Annotated in this window: 15 protein-coding genes; all 15 read left to right on the plus strand. The window is 30.5% G+C overall.

The window, feature by feature from the left end:
* Positions 1-121 precede the first annotated feature (121 nt).
* The 15 genes from L1S47_RS11435 to L1S47_RS11505 all read left to right on the plus strand — a co-directional run bounded on the left by L1S47_RS11435 (position 122) and on the right by L1S47_RS11505 (position 15,216).
* Positions 122-808 (plus strand): response regulator transcription factor, encoded by a 687-nt coding sequence (locus tag L1S47_RS11435; protein ID WP_238883678.1) that lies wholly within the window; start codon positions 122-124, stop codon positions 806-808.
* A 3-nt stretch (positions 809-811) separates the two neighbouring features.
* Positions 812-2,233, plus strand: a complete 1,422-nt coding sequence (locus L1S47_RS11440; RefSeq protein ID WP_238883679.1) for a HAMP domain-containing sensor histidine kinase — start codon at positions 812-814, stop codon at positions 2,231-2,233.
* Between the two features lie 14 nt (positions 2,234-2,247).
* Entirely contained in the window at positions 2,248-3,438 is a 1,191-nt protein-coding gene (locus L1S47_RS11445; RefSeq protein ID WP_238883680.1) for a S1C family serine protease, read from the plus strand.
* Positions 3,439-3,587: 149 nt separating this feature from the next.
* Positions 3,588-4,151, plus strand: a complete 564-nt coding sequence (gene pth, locus L1S47_RS11450) for an aminoacyl-tRNA hydrolase (RefSeq protein WP_238883681.1) — start codon at positions 3,588-3,590, stop codon at positions 4,149-4,151.
* A gap of 24 nt (positions 4,152-4,175) precedes the next feature.
* On the plus strand, positions 4,176-7,676 hold the full coding sequence (gene mfd, locus L1S47_RS11455) for a transcription-repair coupling factor (protein WP_238883682.1): 3,501 nt from the start codon (positions 4,176-4,178) through the stop codon (positions 7,674-7,676).
* A 143-nt stretch (positions 7,677-7,819) separates the two neighbouring features.
* Complete coding sequence (locus L1S47_RS11460; RefSeq protein ID WP_238883683.1) at positions 7,820-8,824, plus strand: peptidylprolyl isomerase; 1,005 nt, start codon at positions 7,820-7,822, stop codon at positions 8,822-8,824.
* Between the two features lie 217 nt (positions 8,825-9,041).
* The gene (spoVT, locus tag L1S47_RS11465; protein ID WP_238883684.1) at positions 9,042-9,593 is read left to right on the plus strand and encodes a stage V sporulation protein T; all 552 of its coding nucleotides are present in this window, start codon (positions 9,042-9,044) and stop codon (positions 9,591-9,593) included.
* 141 nt (positions 9,594-9,734) lie between these two features.
* A complete protein-coding gene (locus tag L1S47_RS11470; RefSeq protein WP_238883685.1) occupies positions 9,735-11,267 on the plus strand; it encodes a polysaccharide biosynthesis protein in 1,533 nt (510 codons plus the stop codon).
* A gap of 16 nt (positions 11,268-11,283) precedes the next feature.
* Positions 11,284-12,735 carry a nucleoside triphosphate pyrophosphohydrolase gene (gene mazG, locus L1S47_RS11475; RefSeq protein ID WP_238883686.1) on the plus strand — a complete coding sequence of 484 codons (1,452 nt, stop codon included), beginning with the start codon at positions 11,284-11,286 and terminating at the stop codon, positions 12,733-12,735.
* 214 nt (positions 12,736-12,949) lie between these two features.
* Complete coding sequence (locus L1S47_RS11480) at positions 12,950-13,225, plus strand: HU family DNA-binding protein (RefSeq protein WP_202766016.1); 276 nt, start codon at positions 12,950-12,952, stop codon at positions 13,223-13,225.
* Between the two features lie 75 nt (positions 13,226-13,300).
* Positions 13,301-13,561 (plus strand): RNA-binding S4 domain-containing protein, encoded by a 261-nt coding sequence (locus L1S47_RS11485; protein ID WP_238883687.1) that lies wholly within the window; start codon positions 13,301-13,303, stop codon positions 13,559-13,561.
* Positions 13,562-13,709: 148 nt separating this feature from the next.
* A complete protein-coding gene (gene yabP / locus L1S47_RS11490; RefSeq protein ID WP_202766014.1) occupies positions 13,710-13,997 on the plus strand; it encodes a sporulation protein YabP in 288 nt (95 codons plus the stop codon).
* Between the two features lie 9 nt (positions 13,998-14,006).
* Positions 14,007-14,399: a spore cortex biosynthesis protein YabQ gene (gene yabQ, locus L1S47_RS11495; RefSeq protein WP_238883688.1), complete on the plus strand. Its 393-nt coding sequence runs from the start codon at positions 14,007-14,009 to the stop codon at positions 14,397-14,399.
* A 77-nt stretch (positions 14,400-14,476) separates the two neighbouring features.
* Complete coding sequence (locus tag L1S47_RS11500) at positions 14,477-14,758, plus strand: septum formation initiator family protein (protein WP_202766012.1); 282 nt, start codon at positions 14,477-14,479, stop codon at positions 14,756-14,758.
* Positions 14,759-14,811: 53 nt separating this feature from the next.
* Positions 14,812-15,216, plus strand: coding sequence for a S1 domain-containing RNA-binding protein (locus L1S47_RS11505; protein ID WP_238883689.1), 405 nt, complete (start codon positions 14,812-14,814; stop codon positions 15,214-15,216).
* Positions 15,217-15,455: the final 239 nt, after the last annotated feature.

Here is a 15,455-nt window from a genome sequence, read left to right on the forward strand (position 1 = left end):
TTTCGTTAAATATTATATGCTATCTTTATATAAGTTAAAAAAAAGATACAATATCATAAAAACTATATTTTATTATGTAAACTTGTGGTAAATTATTTATATGAAAGGAGTGGAGATAAGAATGGAAGGAACAATCGGTAAAATATTAGTAGTGGATGATGATGAAAACATTTGTGAGTTAATTAAGATGTATTTAAATAGTGCCAATTATGATAGTAAGGTTGTATATAATGGGAAGGATGTACAGGATGCTTTTGTAGAATATAAGCCAGATTTGGTTTTATTGGATATAATGCTTCCTAACATAGATGGAATAGATGTGCTTAAATGGATTAGAAAAGAAGGGGAAACACCAGTTATTATGCTAACTGCAAAGGGAGATACTTTTGACAAAGTACTTGCTTTAGAATTAGGAGCAGATGACTATATAGTAAAACCTTTTGAGCCTAAAGAACTTTTAGCTAGAGTAAAGGCGGTACTTAGAAGATACACCTCAGATCCTTCAAATAAAGAAGTAATAAGCTATTCAGATTTAAGTGTGGATGCGAACTCTTATAATGTAGTATATAAAGGGACTGAAATAAAAATGCCACCAAAAGAATTTGAGTTATTATACTACTTAGCATCAAATAAAAATAAAGTGTTTACAAGAGAACAACTTTTATGTGAGGTTTGGGGATATGATTATCCAGGAGACTCTAGAACTGTAGATGTGCATGTGAAAAGATTAAGAGAGAAACTTCCTGAGGGTAGCACTTGGCAAATTGAGACTGTTTGGGGGGTAGGTTATAAATTCGAGGTGAAATAGCAAATGAAAAGAGAGAGCTTAGTTTCAAAATTGCTTATTGCAGTAACAGGTATAGTTGCATTATCGTTCATTATAATTGCAGCTAGCCTTTCATTTTGGTTTGAGGGATATTTTTTTGATAGAAGAAAAAACCTTTTAGACAATCAAGCCCAGTTAATATCATCAACTTCAATTGATTACTTATCAAATAAGCAGAATTCATTAGATTCATTAAATAATGTAATGAATTACGTTAGCGGAAGCCTCTCTATTGATATACTTTTAGCTGATAATATGGGATATGTATATGCTGTGTCTGATCAAAGATATGAATCTATAAAATATACAAAGCTTCAAGTAGAAAAAATGGATCAACTTAAAGCAGGTAAAGCAGTTGAGATAAAAGATCCAGAAAAGAAATTTTCTGATTCCTCAGAATATGTATATTATAAACCGATAATCAGCAAAGGGAATTTTTATGGATTTATTGTAATGGTAACTCCACTTGAACAAATACGAACGCCTCTTAACAAGGTGTACCTTGTTATATGGTTCTCAGCTGTTATTGCTATTGCATCATCTGTAGTAGTGATTTATTTGCTTGCTCAAAACATTCTAATTAGACCACTAGCAGAAATAAATGCAGTTTCAAAGAGAATAGCTAAAGGAGAAGTTGGTCAAAGAGTAATAATTAGATCAAATGATGAGATAGGAGAATTGGGAGAGTCATTTAATATAATGGCAGATTCTTTAGAGAAGGTTGATAATAATAGAAGAGAGTTTATCTCAAACGTTTCTCATGAGTTAAGATCTCCAATTACCTCAATAAAAGGATTTATAGCAGGAATACTAGATGGAGTTATTACTAAAGATAAAGAGAATCATTATTTAAAAATTGTATATGACGAAATTCAGAGATTAACAAGGTTAATAAATAAACTATTAGATATGTCAGCTATGGAAGAAGGAAAGGTAGAATTAGAGATAAGTGAAGTAGAAGTGAATAGTTTAATTACAAGAGTGGTTATGAATTTGGAAAATAAAGCATTAGATAAAAAGTTAAAGGTAGATGTGGTTTTTGAAGAAAAACGCATTTTTGCCTTAGCAGATAGGGATAGACTAATTCAAGTAGTGACTAATATAGTTGATAATGCTATTAAATATTCATATTCAGGGGGAAATATTAAAATATATACTAAGGTTAAGTTGAATAAGATATACATAAGTATATATAATGATGGACCAACTATTTCTAAAGAAGACTTGAACAATATTTGGCAAAGATTCTATAAGGCTGATAAATCAAGAACTAATAAACTTAGTACGGGGCTGGGTCTTCCTATAGTAAGACAAATAATTACTCAGCATGGTAATGATATATGGGTTCAAAATAGTGAAGATGGAAAAGGAGTAATTTTTACTTTTACTTTGTCCAAAGCTACCTAAAGTGAGGGTATTATATGCTAAATAATAATGAAAAAAAAGATGATATTGATGTAAGTGAAAAAAATGAACAAGGAAAAGTATCTATAAGTGTAAAAAAGAACAAACGTAAGATTTTTCTAAAGGTATTTGCACTGGGAACTTTTCTCATTTTATTGTCAGTAATTACAGGCATAATAACATCTCAGATTATTATAAATAAGAAGATAAAAGAATTAGGATTGAACACTATTTCTGAAAATGATTATGTGTCTTATGAAAATGTTTTGAATAATATTTATCTTTCAAAAGTAATAAAGAAAACATCTGTATCATTAGTTACTATAAGTGACAATAAGGAGAATTTGAATACAAATAAGTCGTTTACAGATAGAACAACAGGCGTGATTATAGATTCTCGAGGATATATAGCAACTAGTTTTAGCTCTATTAAAGATTTGAAGAGTATATATGTTGGGCTTTCTTCACCTGGAACTAAACCAATGCAAGGTAAGCTTATAGGGAAATATGAACCTTTGGACATTGCAATTATAAAGATTGAAGGAACAGGATATACTGCTTGTGAACTAGATAAAGACGACAAAACAGTTGTGGGAGATCGTGTTGTTTCAATTGGCCACCCTCTAGGCACCGGTGAAGTAGGGTTTGCTAGTTTTGGAGTGGTAACATCTAATAGAATCGAAATAACAATAAATCATGATGAGGAAACTGAGAAAACATTTAATTCCATTCAGAGTAGTACAATAATAACTAAGGATAATAATGGTGGACCATTATGTAATTTGGATGGTGAAGTAATAGGAATTAGTTCATTGGAATTCCAAAAGGAGCATGGGGAAAATCATTTATCTGTTGTAGTCGGGGGAAGTGAGCTAGTTTCAATAATAGAGGCAATAATAGATACAGGAAATGCGGAAAAGATAAAGTTAGGGTTTATTGGTGGAAGTATAAAATCTGAAGATGGAAAAACTTACGACGGAGTTTATGTAGAAAGTGTAATACAAGATAGTAACATTGCAAAAGCAGGTATAGGACCAACTGATATAATTAAAGAAGTAGGCGGAGAAAAAATAAATACTATTGAAGATTTAGATAAGATTATTAAAAAATATAATGTTGGAGATAATATAAGCTGTAAGATTTTAAGAAGCGGACAGCTAGTAAATATAAATTTAACTATTAAAGATATAAATCGAGAAGATCATTGAGATTAATATGATAATTTCAGTGATATAATTAACTATGTAATTATGAAACAACTTTTTATGTTTTGACATCATAATGAAACATTATTAATGTATTATATATATCATTCAAAGTTTATAATTGCATAACAAGAGTAGTCTGGAGGGAAACTATGTATTTAATTGTGGGGCTTGGAAATCCCGGAAGTGAGTATAAAGGAACAAGACATAATATAGGGTTTGATGTTATAGATCACTTAGCAGAAAAAAACAATATTAATATTAACAAGAAAAAGTTTAAAGCAGAATATGGAGAAGGTAATATAGCTGGTGAAAAAGTTATTTTACTTAAGCCAACTACATATATGAATCTTAGCGGGGAGAGTATAAGAGAGGTAATAAACTTTTATAAAATTTCCGGGGAACAGATTATAGTAATATATGACGACATTAGTTTGGCTGTTGGAAGGCTAAGAGTAAGAGGAAAAGGAAGTGCTGGTGGGCATAATGGAATTAAAAGTATTATAGCAAATTTAAGCAGTGATGTTTTCCCAAGAATTAAGGTGGGGGTAGGACAACCTAAAGGTGATTTAGTTTCTCATGTCTTAGGTAAGTTTTCAAAAGAGGAACAAGAAATGTTAAAAAAAGTTATAAGTGCAGCTGGAGATTCAGCAGAAGAAATTATTAAAAACGGAGAAGTTGAAGCTATGAATAAGTATAATAGCTTTTCACTATAGAAGTTTTGAACGGTGGTGTATCATATGAGGTTAAGAGGTATAATGGAGCCTCTAGAATCTTCCGACAAATTTAAAGAAGTTATTAAAAACTTAGATTCCAATACTACTCCAATAGGGGTATATGGTTTAGGAGACTCTGGTAAAAGCTATTTTATAAATGGTGTATATGAAAATTACAATAAATCTATTCTCGTTGTAACGCATTCAGATATGGAGGCAAAAAATCTCTATGAGGATCTTTCCTTATTTCATATGAATGTGTTTTATTTGCCTGCAAAAGAAGTGGTTTTCTATAATATTGATGCTATTTCTGGGGATTTAAGATGGGAAAGACTTAAAGTATTTAAGGAAATGTTAAATGATAAGAAAAAAATAGTAATAACATCTATAGAAAATTTGGCAGCCTTGTATACACCAAAGGAACTCTATGAAAGTCATTTTATAAAATTAAAAACTTCAGATGAATATGATTTGAAAGAACTTACAACATTACTAGTTGAAAGTGGTTATGAAGCTGTAGAAATAGTTGAAGGAAAAGGGCAGTTTTCTTTAAGAGGTGGAATATTAGATGTGTTCCCAATTCAATATGGAACACCTTATAGAATAGAGTTTTTTGGAGATGAAATAGAGTCAATTAGAAGTTTTAATTTAGAAACGCAGAGAAGTGTTACTAAGGTTGAAGAAATTGAAATTTTTCCTGCTAAAGAAGTAGTTTTAGACAAAGAAGCACTAGAAAGATCTATTCGTAATATAGAAAGTGAATTTAATGAGGTTAAGGATAAAAGAAAAAAAGAAAAAGAGGTATGTGAAAAACTAAACTCGACAGTTAGAAATAATCTTGAACTTTTAAAGGAAACTTGGACGTTCGAGACTATAGAAAGCTATATGCCCTTTTTATATGAGAATCCTTGGAGTTTGCTTCAGTATGCTAATGATTATTTAGTTGTTATGGATGATACCCAAAGGTGTAAAGGTAGATTAAAAAGTCTATATTTTGAGTTTGGTGAAAATTATACTTCATTTTTATCAAGAGGGGATATACTCCCATCTCAAGGAAAACTTTTAATAGATGAAGATATTCTTTATAATGCGCTAGAAGATAAAGAATTAATAACTATAGATGCTTTAGCTAAAGGGAGGGATTATCTTAAACCTCTTGCAATAAATAATTTTACACAACTAACACTTCATGATTATCAAGGACAATTGGATTTTTTAATTGAGGATATAAAAGATAAAAAACAAAAAGGTTTTAAAACCCTAATATTATCAGGTACAAGAAGCAGAGGAGAAAGACTTGTAGATACTTTAAGAGATAGAGGAATTGAGAGCTCTTATAGGGATGATGTTAAAGATGTTCAATTTGGAGAGGTAGTTATTACCTTTGGTAATCTCCTTAAGGGGTTTGAATATCCTGAACTAAGATTATGTGTAATCTCAGATAAAGAAGTATTTGGTGAAGCAAAAAGAAAGATTTCTAGAAAGCCTTCAAAGCAAAAAGGTGTAGGAAAGATAAAGAGTTTTGGAGAACTAAAACCTGGTGACTATGTTGTTCACGTAAATCATGGTATTGGTGTATATAAAGGAATAAAACAAATAGAGGTTTCTGGTCATACTAGGGATTACTTAGATATTTTATATGATAAAGGTGATAAGCTATATGTTCCTGTTGATCAATTAGACATGATTCAGAAATATATAGGAAGTGAAGGTAAGTCTCCTAAAATAAATAAATTAGGCGGTACCGAGTGGCAAAAGGCAAAGGCTAAAGTAAGAAATTCTATAAATGATATTGCTGAAGAATTGGTGAAATTATATGCAGCAAGAGCTACCTTAAGAGGACATATTTATTCTAAAGATACTCAATGGCAAAGACAATTTGAGGATGAATTCCCATTTGAAGAGACTCCAGATCAGCTAACATCATTAGAGGAAATAAAGAAGGATATGGAATCTGATAAGCCTATGGATAGACTTCTATGTGGGGATGTTGGTTATGGAAAAACAGAGGTGGCAATAAGAGCAGCATTTAAAGCTGTCATGGATGGGAAACAGGTAGCATTTTTAGTACCAACAACAATATTGGCAGAACAGCATTATACCAACATGAGAAAGAGATTTTCTGACTTCCCAATTAAGATTGACATGATAAGTAGATTTAGAACAGCTAAAAAGCAAAAAGAAACTTTGAAGTCGTTAAAAGAAGGAAATGTAGATATATTAATAGGAACACATAGGCTCGTATCCAAAGATATTTCTTTCAAAGATCTAGGATTATTAATAGTAGATGAAGAGCAAAGATTTGGAGTTACTCAAAAAGAAAAAATAAAGAATTTAAAAAAGAATGTAGATGTTTTGACCTTAAGTGCAACTCCAATTCCAAGAACACTTCATATGTCATTAACAGGAGTTAGAGATATTTCAGTAATAGAAACACCACCAGAGGAAAGATACCCTATACAAACTTATGTAGTTGAACATAATGACCAATTGGTAAGAGATGCAATATTAAGGGAACTAAATAGGGGTGGGCAAGCATTTTTTGTTTATAACAGAGTTGAAGATATTGAAAAGATGGCTAAATACTTAATGGATTTGATACCTGAAGCAAAAGTTACAATTGCTCATGGACAAATGACTGAACGAGAGCTTGAAAAAGAAATGATTGCCTTTATGAATAAAGAATATGATATATTGTTGTGCACTACTATCATTGAGACTGGGATAGATATTCCTAATGTAAACACAATGATAGTTTATGACTCTGACAAAATGGGGTTGTCTCAATTATATCAGCTTAGAGGTAGAGTAGGTAGAAGTAACAGAATAGCTTATGCATATTTTGTATACAAAAAAGATAAGATTCTTACTGAAGTAGCTGAAAAGAGATTAAAGGCATTAAAGGACTTCACAGAACTCGGTTCTGGTTTTAAAATAGCCATGAGAGACTTGGAAATCAGGGGAGCTGGAAATATGATGGGCTCAGCTCAACATGGGCACATGGCATCTGTTGGTTATGATTTGTATTGTAGAATGCTTGAAGATACAATTAAGTTAATTAAAGGAGAAATAGATCAGGAACCAATTGAAACAACTGTTGATATTAAGGTGGATGCATTTATTTCAGAGAACTATATTGAAGATGAAATTCAAAAAATTGAAATCTACAAAAAAATTGCAGCTATTGAAAATCAAGAAGATTATGACGATATAAAAGAAGAACTTAACGATAGGTATTCAAAAATTCCAGCAGAAATATTTAATTTGATGGATATAGCTTATATAAAAAGTAAAGCAAAAGTTCTTGGAGTTGAAGAAGTTAAGGAAAAGGATAATAAGGTATTATTTATTTTCCAAGGGAGAGATAGAGTAAAACTAGATATATATAAAGCTTTACTTGATAATTACAAAAACAAAATTTATATTAACCTTGGAGAAAAACCGACATTTGCTTACAAAATAAGCGAAGGTAAAAAGGAAACTTTATTAGAAGAAATAAAAGAATTGTTGAATAAAGTTGTTTAAGAAAAATCTTTGGAAATTTGATAGCTTTGAAATAAATAGAAAATATTGATATACTAATATTATGTCACATTGGTTTAACTTAAAATTAATTATATATGGATTGCTAGTTGAACTTAAAGCTAAAATGAAAGGTGAGGAAGATATTGAAGAAAGTTAAAAAATTATTAGGGCTTATAATTGTTGGAGCAGTAAGTTTCTCTGTAGTTGGTTGTAATATGGTTCAAAAAACACCGGAAGCTATCGCAAAGACTGTTGTAGCAAAAGTAGGCGATCAAAAGATAACATTGGGAGAAGTAGATGAAAATCTACAACAAACTATAAGCCAACTAAAGCAACAATATGGAGATAAATATTTAGATAATGCAGATGCTAAGAGTGCATTAACAAGTCAAAGAAAAGAAGTTCTTACTCAATTAGTAAATCAAAAAATGATGCTTAAAAAGGCTGAGGATATGAAAGTAGTTCCTTCAGATTCAGATTTAAATAAAGCTGTAGATGATCAAATAAAATCATATCAAGAAATGTATGGCGGAGAGGATAAGTTAAATGATGCCATTAAGTCAGCAGGAATGACATTGGATTCACTTAAAAAGCTTATAAGAGAACAAGCAATAGTACAAAAAGCTCAGGAAGCTCTTACTAAAGATGTAAAAGTAACTGATGAAGATGCTAAGAAGTACTATGAAGAAAATAAAGCTACTGAATTTACACAAGGTGCAGGAGCTACTGTTTCGCATATATTAGTTGCAACAGAGGATGAAGCTAAGAAGATAAAACAACAATTAGATGGCGGAGCTAAGTTTGAAGATGTGGCTAAAGCTTCATCAACAGATACAGGGTCAAAAGATAATGGTGGAAGCTTAGGTTTTATTCCTTATAACTCAACTCAATATGATGCTGATTTTATGGCTGGAGTTAAAGCTCTTAAAAAAGATGGAGATATTTCAGGGCCAGTAAAGAGTCAATTCGGATATCATATTATTAAAGTAACTGGTATTCAAACTCAAGACATTGTGAAGAAGTTTGAAGATGTAAAAGAAGACATAATTACAAATGTAACAAATCAGAAGAAGAGTGATTTAATTAATTCTACATTAGAACAATTAAAGAAAGACTATAAAGTAACAACTTACGAAGATAAACTATAATAAATATTTAATATGAGGAGTCATATCGAGAAGTTTCTTGATGTGACTCTTTTTTTATAGATATGACGAATAGAATATTCCATAATCATCAATGAGAAATCTTTATTGTTAATTAGAATAAAAATAGCCAGTTTTACGTATAAAAAATTTATTTAGAAAAATAATAATGTTGTAAAGAAAAAATTACTTCAAAGTATAAAAATAGGAGGGACAAAGGATGAAAGCTACAGGCATAGTAAGAAGAATTGACGATTTAGGTAGAGTAGTAATTCCAAAGGAGATAAGAAGAACTTTAAGAATAAGAGAGGGAGATCCTCTTGAAATCTTTACAGATAGAGAGGGTGGGGTAATCTTAAAAAAATATTCTCCTATTGGTGAGTTAACAGATTTCTCAAAAGAATATGCAGAGTCATTGCAACAATCAATTGGACACATTATCCTAATTGCTGATAAGGATGCTTTTATTTCAGTAAGTGGTGTATCAAAAAAAGATTATATGGAAAAGAAAGTATCAAGTGAACTAGAAGCAATAATGGAAGAAAGGAAGACTGTATTATTAGGAGGTGGTGCTGGTAAAGTAGTGCCACTATATAGTGAAGACGATGCTGGTAAGTATAGTACACAAGTAGTATCTCCAATACTAGCAGAAGGAGATACAATTGGTGCTGTAGTAATAATTGAAAAAGATGATGGACAAAAATTGGGTGATTTAGAAATGAAATTAGCAGAAACAGCATCAGCATTTTTAGGAAAGCAAATGGAGCAATAACCACATAATTTAATATAAGTTAGAATAATACCTCTATGTTTGAAATAGACATTAGTATAGATTCAATAACAATGAAAATATAAGCTTAATCGATTTTCATAGTTTAAATTCTGTAGTAATGTTTCAAACTGGAGGTATTTTATGAGAAAGCAATCCCTAATAAAAGGAAGTATAATACTTGGTATGGCAGGAATAATAGCAAAGTTTTTAGGCATATTCTTTCGATGGCCATTAATAATGCTTATAGGAGATGAAGGAGTGGGATATTATCAGATGTCTTATCCTTTGTATATGTTTTTTATTGCTTTATCGGCAGGAGTCCCTGTAGCCATATCAAAGATGGTTTCAGAAAATAATGCATTAGGAAATAAGGAGGATACTTTTCAAATAATTAGGGAAGCATTTTTGCTAATGGTCATACTGGGGACAGGCACTAGTTTGTTCTTATTTTTTGGTGCAAGACCATTGATTTCCCTTCTTAAGTGGGACAGTAAAGCTTATTTCTCGTTGATAGGAATTTCATTTGCACCAATTATAATGACTTTTACCACTATATATCGAGGGTTTTTCCAAGGATTACAAAACATGACACCTTCAGCAATCTCTCAAATATTAGAACAGATTGCAAGAGTAATTGTTGGCGTGGGGTTAGCTATTATATTACTTCCTAGAGGGATAGAATACTCAGCAGGCGGTGCTGCCTTTGGAGCCACTGCTGGAGCATTGCTCGGAGGGAGTTATTTATATTTTAAATATAGAAAAGTTAAAAAGGAATTTGGTATAAAAAGAGTTCCATTTAATCCAGAAGTGCTAAATAGATTGCTTAAAATTTCTATTCCAATATCTTTAGGTGCTACAGTAGGTAGTGTTATGGGGCTTATAGATTCTGTTCTAGTTCCAAGAAAACTATTGGAAGCTGGGTTAGATACAAAGACAGCAACAATTCTCTATGCTCAGCTTACAGGTAAGGCAGCGGTATTAACAAATATACCATTGACTCTTTCTATGGCATTATGTGCATCTATAGTTCCGATAATTGCTGAAAATTATATATTGAGTAACAAAGAAGAAGTGATTTCAAAGGTTAATACATCTTTAAAGTTATCATTTACAATAGCATTACCATCTTTAGCAGGGTTGTACTTTTTAGCATTACCAATAATGCAAATAATATTTCCGGGAAGATATGATGGATATGAAATTTTAAAATATTTATCTATTTCAATTCCATTTATAGTTCTAGCACAAACAACAACTGCAATTTTGCAAAGTACTGGTAGATATATAATTCCGGTAATAAATTTATTAATAGGCTGTGGAATAAAAATATTCTTAACATCAACCTTGGTATCAATTAATGAGCTGAATGTATATGGCGCAGTTATAGCAAGTATTTCAGCATACTTAGTTTCATCAATATTAAACTTGATTTGTTTAAAGATGCATTTGAAATTAAAAATTAAGTTCTATGAAATATTGATTAAGCCTGCTTATGCAACTATTGTAATGATAATAGGGGTTATGGGAAGTTATGTAGCGTTAACATATAAAATTAATAGTCCTTCTTTAGCTTGCTTGATTTCGATATTTTTGGGTATTATTATATATATAGTTCTAATAGTAATATTGGGAGTTTTTAAATATGATACCATTAGAAGCCGATTAAGGAGATAAAAAAGGAGAGAGCTTAATGATAAAAATAGTAGGTTTAGGTCCGGGTGCACCAGAAGCATTGACATTAGGAACTTTAAAAGTACTGAAAGAAAGTAAGCAGGTTTTATTGAGAACTGAAAAGCACCCTACAGTTGAGTATTTAAAGGAAATGGACATTAACTTTGAAACATATGATTCAAAATATGAAGAAAGCCAAAGTTTTGATCAGGTATATGAGGCCATAGCAAAAGAATTAATAAAAGTTCACGAACAGTTCGGAGATGTGGTATACGCAGTGCCGGGTCATCCATTGGTTGCCGAAAAATCTGTTTTTAACATAATTTCATTGTGTGATAAGAATAATATAGAATATAATATATATCCCGCAGTAAGCTTTGTGGATGCGATGATGGATGCGCTTAAAATTGATCCAATTGATGGACTTAAGATAATAGATGCTTTTGACATTGATAATCAGGTATTAGATAAGCGAATAGGGACGATTATAACACAGGTTTATAATCAATTTATAGCTTCAGAAGTGAAATTGAAGTTATCAGAATACTATAATGATGATACTGAGATATTTTATGTTAGGGCAGCTGGAATTAAAGGGATGGAAAGTATAAGAAATATTCCTCTATTTGAATTAGATAGACAGGAAGATATAGATTATCTTACATCTATTTATATCCCAAAGGATTTAAATAATAAAAAAGATTTCAATGATTTAGTAAAAATCATTGAAAGGTTAAGAGGTGTTGATGGGTGTCCTTGGGACAGGGAACAAACACATGAAAGCTTGAAATCTGCATTGATTGAGGAAAGCTACGAAGTTATAGATGCCATAGAGAAGTTAGATGATGATGCATTAATTGAAGAACTAGGAGATGTACTGCTTCAAGTAGTGTTCCATGGAATAATAGGTAAGGAAGATGGATATTTTAATATTAGCGATATAATAGAAGGAATATGTAATAAAATGATATACAGACATCCTCATGTTTTTGGGGATGAAACTGCAGACTCCTCAAAAGAAGTTCTTGTAAATTGGGAGGAACTTAAGAAAAAGGAAAAAGGATTAGAGAGTCTTACCGAAGAGATGGAGGCTATTGCTAAGAGTTTGCCAGCATTAATAAGGGCAAATAAGGTTCAAAAGAAAGCAAAAAAGGTCGGATTTGATTGGGATAACGTTGAACCAGCAATGGAAAAAGTAATTGAAGAATTAAATGAAATAAAAGAGGTATATAAGGAAGGAAATAGGGAAAGAATAACAGAAGAAGTAGGAGATTTGTTATTTGCATGTATTAATGTAGCTAGATTTCTAGATGTAGATGGAGAATTAGCATTAAATAAAACCACTGATAAGTTTATAAAAAGAATGTCGTATATAGAACAAGAAGTTGCGCAATTAGGGAAAAAAATACAAGAAATGTCATTAAGCGAGCTAGATAGAATATGGGAACAATCAAAAAATAAAGAAAAATAAAAAAATCTAGGAGGAAATTAGAAATTTAAGGAGAATATATATAAATTGTATAAATGTATTATTACTTATCATAAAAATACCTTTTTTACACAAAATATCTATATTTCTATAGACTAGGCTGAAATCAAGGTATATAATAGGATGAGATAGTGTAGTACATAAGTAATAAAAACTACAGTAATTTAATATCTCTATGATCAAGGAGGATGTAATCGTGAATAAAGCAGAATTAATCACTAGTATTGCAGAAAAGAGTAAATTAACAAAGAAAGATGCTGAAGCAGCTTTAAAAGCTTTAATAGAAAGCGTTGAAGAAGCACTAGCTAATGGAGATAAAGTTCAATTAGTTGGATTCGGAACATTTGAAACAAGAGAAAGAGCTGCTAGAGAAGGAAGAAATCCTAGAACAAAGGAAGCTATCCAAATTCCAGCATCAACTGTACCTGTATTCAAAGCAGGAAAAGAATTCAAAGAAAAAGTTAGTAAATAATCTTAAAAAACCCGAGTGCATCTCGGGTTTTTTTTGAATATATAAACTTTAGCATTTAATAAGGAGGAAAAGAAATTGAGATTAGATAAATATTTGAAAGTTTCTAGAATTATAAAACGAAGAACAATAGCCAAAGAAGCTTGCGAAGGAGGAAGAGTTACAATTAACGGGAAAGTAGCAAAACCTTCAACGGATATAAAAGAAGGAGATATTATAGAAATAACATTTGCAAATAAAAAAATTAAAGCAAAGATAGTAAGTATTGCGGAACACGTAAGAAAAGAAGATGCTAGAGAAATGTATGAGATACTAGAGGGTGAAGAAGATCAAGAGTAGTATCGATAATAATAGTAGATATTATAAATAAGTGCCTTAGATAGTATTCTCAGGAAATTTATTAAATTTTATAAATTCATAAATGTTAATTCTTAAATTTAATTTACTAGCATATATTCTGTTAGAAATATTATTAAGGAGAGACATTATGGAAACTAAAAAGGAAATAATTCAAAAGGAAAGTTCAATTCGTCTTGAAAATAGAAAAAAATTAGCGCTAACAGGAGTTTTAGAAGTTCTAAGCTTCGATGAGGAAAAAATAGAGTTAAACACAAATGAAGGACTATTAGTTATAAAAGGTCAAGAATTAAAGATGAATAAGCTTGATGTTGAAAATGGAGATGTTATTATCGCAGGTCTTATATATAGTATGATATATTCTGGAAAAGAAGTTAAGAAAGAGAAAGAAGCCTTACTTAAAAGGCTATTTAAATAGGTAATAGCTATGTTGTTACCTAACAATGTACAGTATAACATAATTGTATATAGCCTTTTGGCAGGAATGTTAACAGGAATATTCTTTGATGCATATAGAATAATAAGAGGTAATGGAATAAACAAGGTTATAATAATTTTTGAAGACTTACTTTTTGGTATATTAAGCGGCCTTGCTATTTTTACTTTCCTTTTATATTATAATTCAGCTTTTTTAGGGTTTTATGTTTACTGTGGAATAATTATAGGATTCATATTATATTTAAGATTAATTAGTAAGTATATTTTAAGATTTGAAAAAATACTATTATCAAGTGTAAATAAGTTTTTCAGAATAATATTAATTAATGTAATTTACATTTTAAAAATAATTTTTTATAAAATTTTAGGAAAAAGTAAATAAATTTAAAAATTACTTGAATATGTAGTCTTTTCTCTTTAAAATAAAGATAAGAATTGTTATAAAAGAGGGGAACAAATATGAGAAAAAGAATTAACTTAAAGAACTTGGTTATAGTCTTTTTGATAGGTTTTTTTTGTTTCAGCTTTTTTAGACAAGAAACTGCTATGAAAAGATTAAATAAACAAAAAGCAGATAAACAGGCACAACTTCAAGAGTTGAAGAATGACAATGATAGACTTAAACAAGAAGTGCAAAAGATTCAAAGTAATAACGATGAATTCATAGAAGAAATGGTTAGGGTTAGACTAGGTTTAATTAAACCAGGAGAAAAAGTCGTAAATAATGCAAGCACAAAATAAATAAGGTTATTATTTTATAACATATATATTTTTTAAGGAGGAGTCTTTTTAACATGACCTTGATGGCAGGAAACATTTTAGAAGGTACAGTAGTAAACATCACAAACTTTGGAGCATTCGTAGAGGTGGAAGGTAAAACAGGCTTAGTTCATATTTCAGAAGTTGCTGATTCTTTTGTAAAAGATATTAGACAACACTTGAAAGAACAAGATAAAGTGAAGGTAAAAGTAATCTCAATTGATGACAATGGAAAGATTAGTTTATCTATTAAACAAGCAAATCCTCAAAGAAAAAGTGTAAAACCAGCAGACATTGATTGGACAGCAGAAAAGAAAAAACAAAACTCTGAAAGTTTTGAAGATATAATGTCTAAATTTTTAAAAGATAGTGAAGACAGAATGCAAGATGTTAAGAAAAATCAAGATTTCAAAAGTAAGAGTAGAAAGAACTTCGGTTAAACTATGATAGATAGGCTTCTAACAAGGATTAGAAGCCTTTTTTAGTTCATTCTATTTTTATAGATTTAGAGGTAAAGTTAAAAAAATAATAAAAAGTGTTGACAGAAGTACAATGGTACCTTATAATTAATTTTGTTGTCACAACCCAAGGGTGCTGATAACTAATGCTGAAGTGGCGGAACTGGCAGACGCACAGGACTTAAAATCCTGCGGTGCTTAAACACCGTACCGGTTCGATT

Origin of the sequence: Clostridium sp. YIM B02551 (assembly GCF_022324735.1) — a bacterium.
In the GTDB taxonomy this organism is placed as follows: domain Bacteria; phylum Bacillota; class Clostridia; order Clostridiales; family Clostridiaceae; genus Clostridium_T; species Clostridium_T paridis.

Excerpts from the sequence above, each read along its gene's own strand:
- L1S47_RS11445 (WP_238883680.1), top strand. The coding sequence starts at position 2,248 with ATGCTAAATAATAATGAAAAAAAAGATGATATTGATGTAAGTGAAAAA.
- yabQ (WP_238883688.1), top strand. The coding sequence starts at position 14,007 with ATGTTGTTACCTAACAATGTACAGTATAACATAATTGTATATAGCCTT.
- L1S47_RS11470 (WP_238883685.1), top strand. The coding sequence starts at position 9,735 with ATGAGAAAGCAATCCCTAATAAAAGGAAGTATAATACTTGGTATGGCA.
- L1S47_RS11440 (WP_238883679.1), top strand. The coding sequence starts at position 812 with ATGAAAAGAGAGAGCTTAGTTTCAAAATTGCTTATTGCAGTAACAGGT.
- yabP (WP_202766014.1), top strand. The coding sequence starts at position 13,710 with ATGGAAACTAAAAAGGAAATAATTCAAAAGGAAAGTTCAATTCGTCTT.
- L1S47_RS11505 (WP_238883689.1), top strand. The coding sequence starts at position 14,812 with ATGACCTTGATGGCAGGAAACATTTTAGAAGGTACAGTAGTAAACATC.
- spoVT (WP_238883684.1), top strand. The coding sequence starts at position 9,042 with ATGAAAGCTACAGGCATAGTAAGAAGAATTGACGATTTAGGTAGAGTA.
- mazG (WP_238883686.1), top strand. The coding sequence starts at position 11,284 with ATGATAAAAATAGTAGGTTTAGGTCCGGGTGCACCAGAAGCATTGACA.
- L1S47_RS11500 (WP_202766012.1), top strand. The coding sequence starts at position 14,477 with ATGAGAAAAAGAATTAACTTAAAGAACTTGGTTATAGTCTTTTTGATA.
- mfd (WP_238883682.1), top strand. The coding sequence starts at position 4,176 with ATGAGGTTAAGAGGTATAATGGAGCCTCTAGAATCTTCCGACAAATTT.
- pth (WP_238883681.1), top strand. The coding sequence starts at position 3,588 with ATGTATTTAATTGTGGGGCTTGGAAATCCCGGAAGTGAGTATAAAGGA.
- L1S47_RS11435 (WP_238883678.1), top strand. The coding sequence starts at position 122 with ATGGAAGGAACAATCGGTAAAATATTAGTAGTGGATGATGATGAAAAC.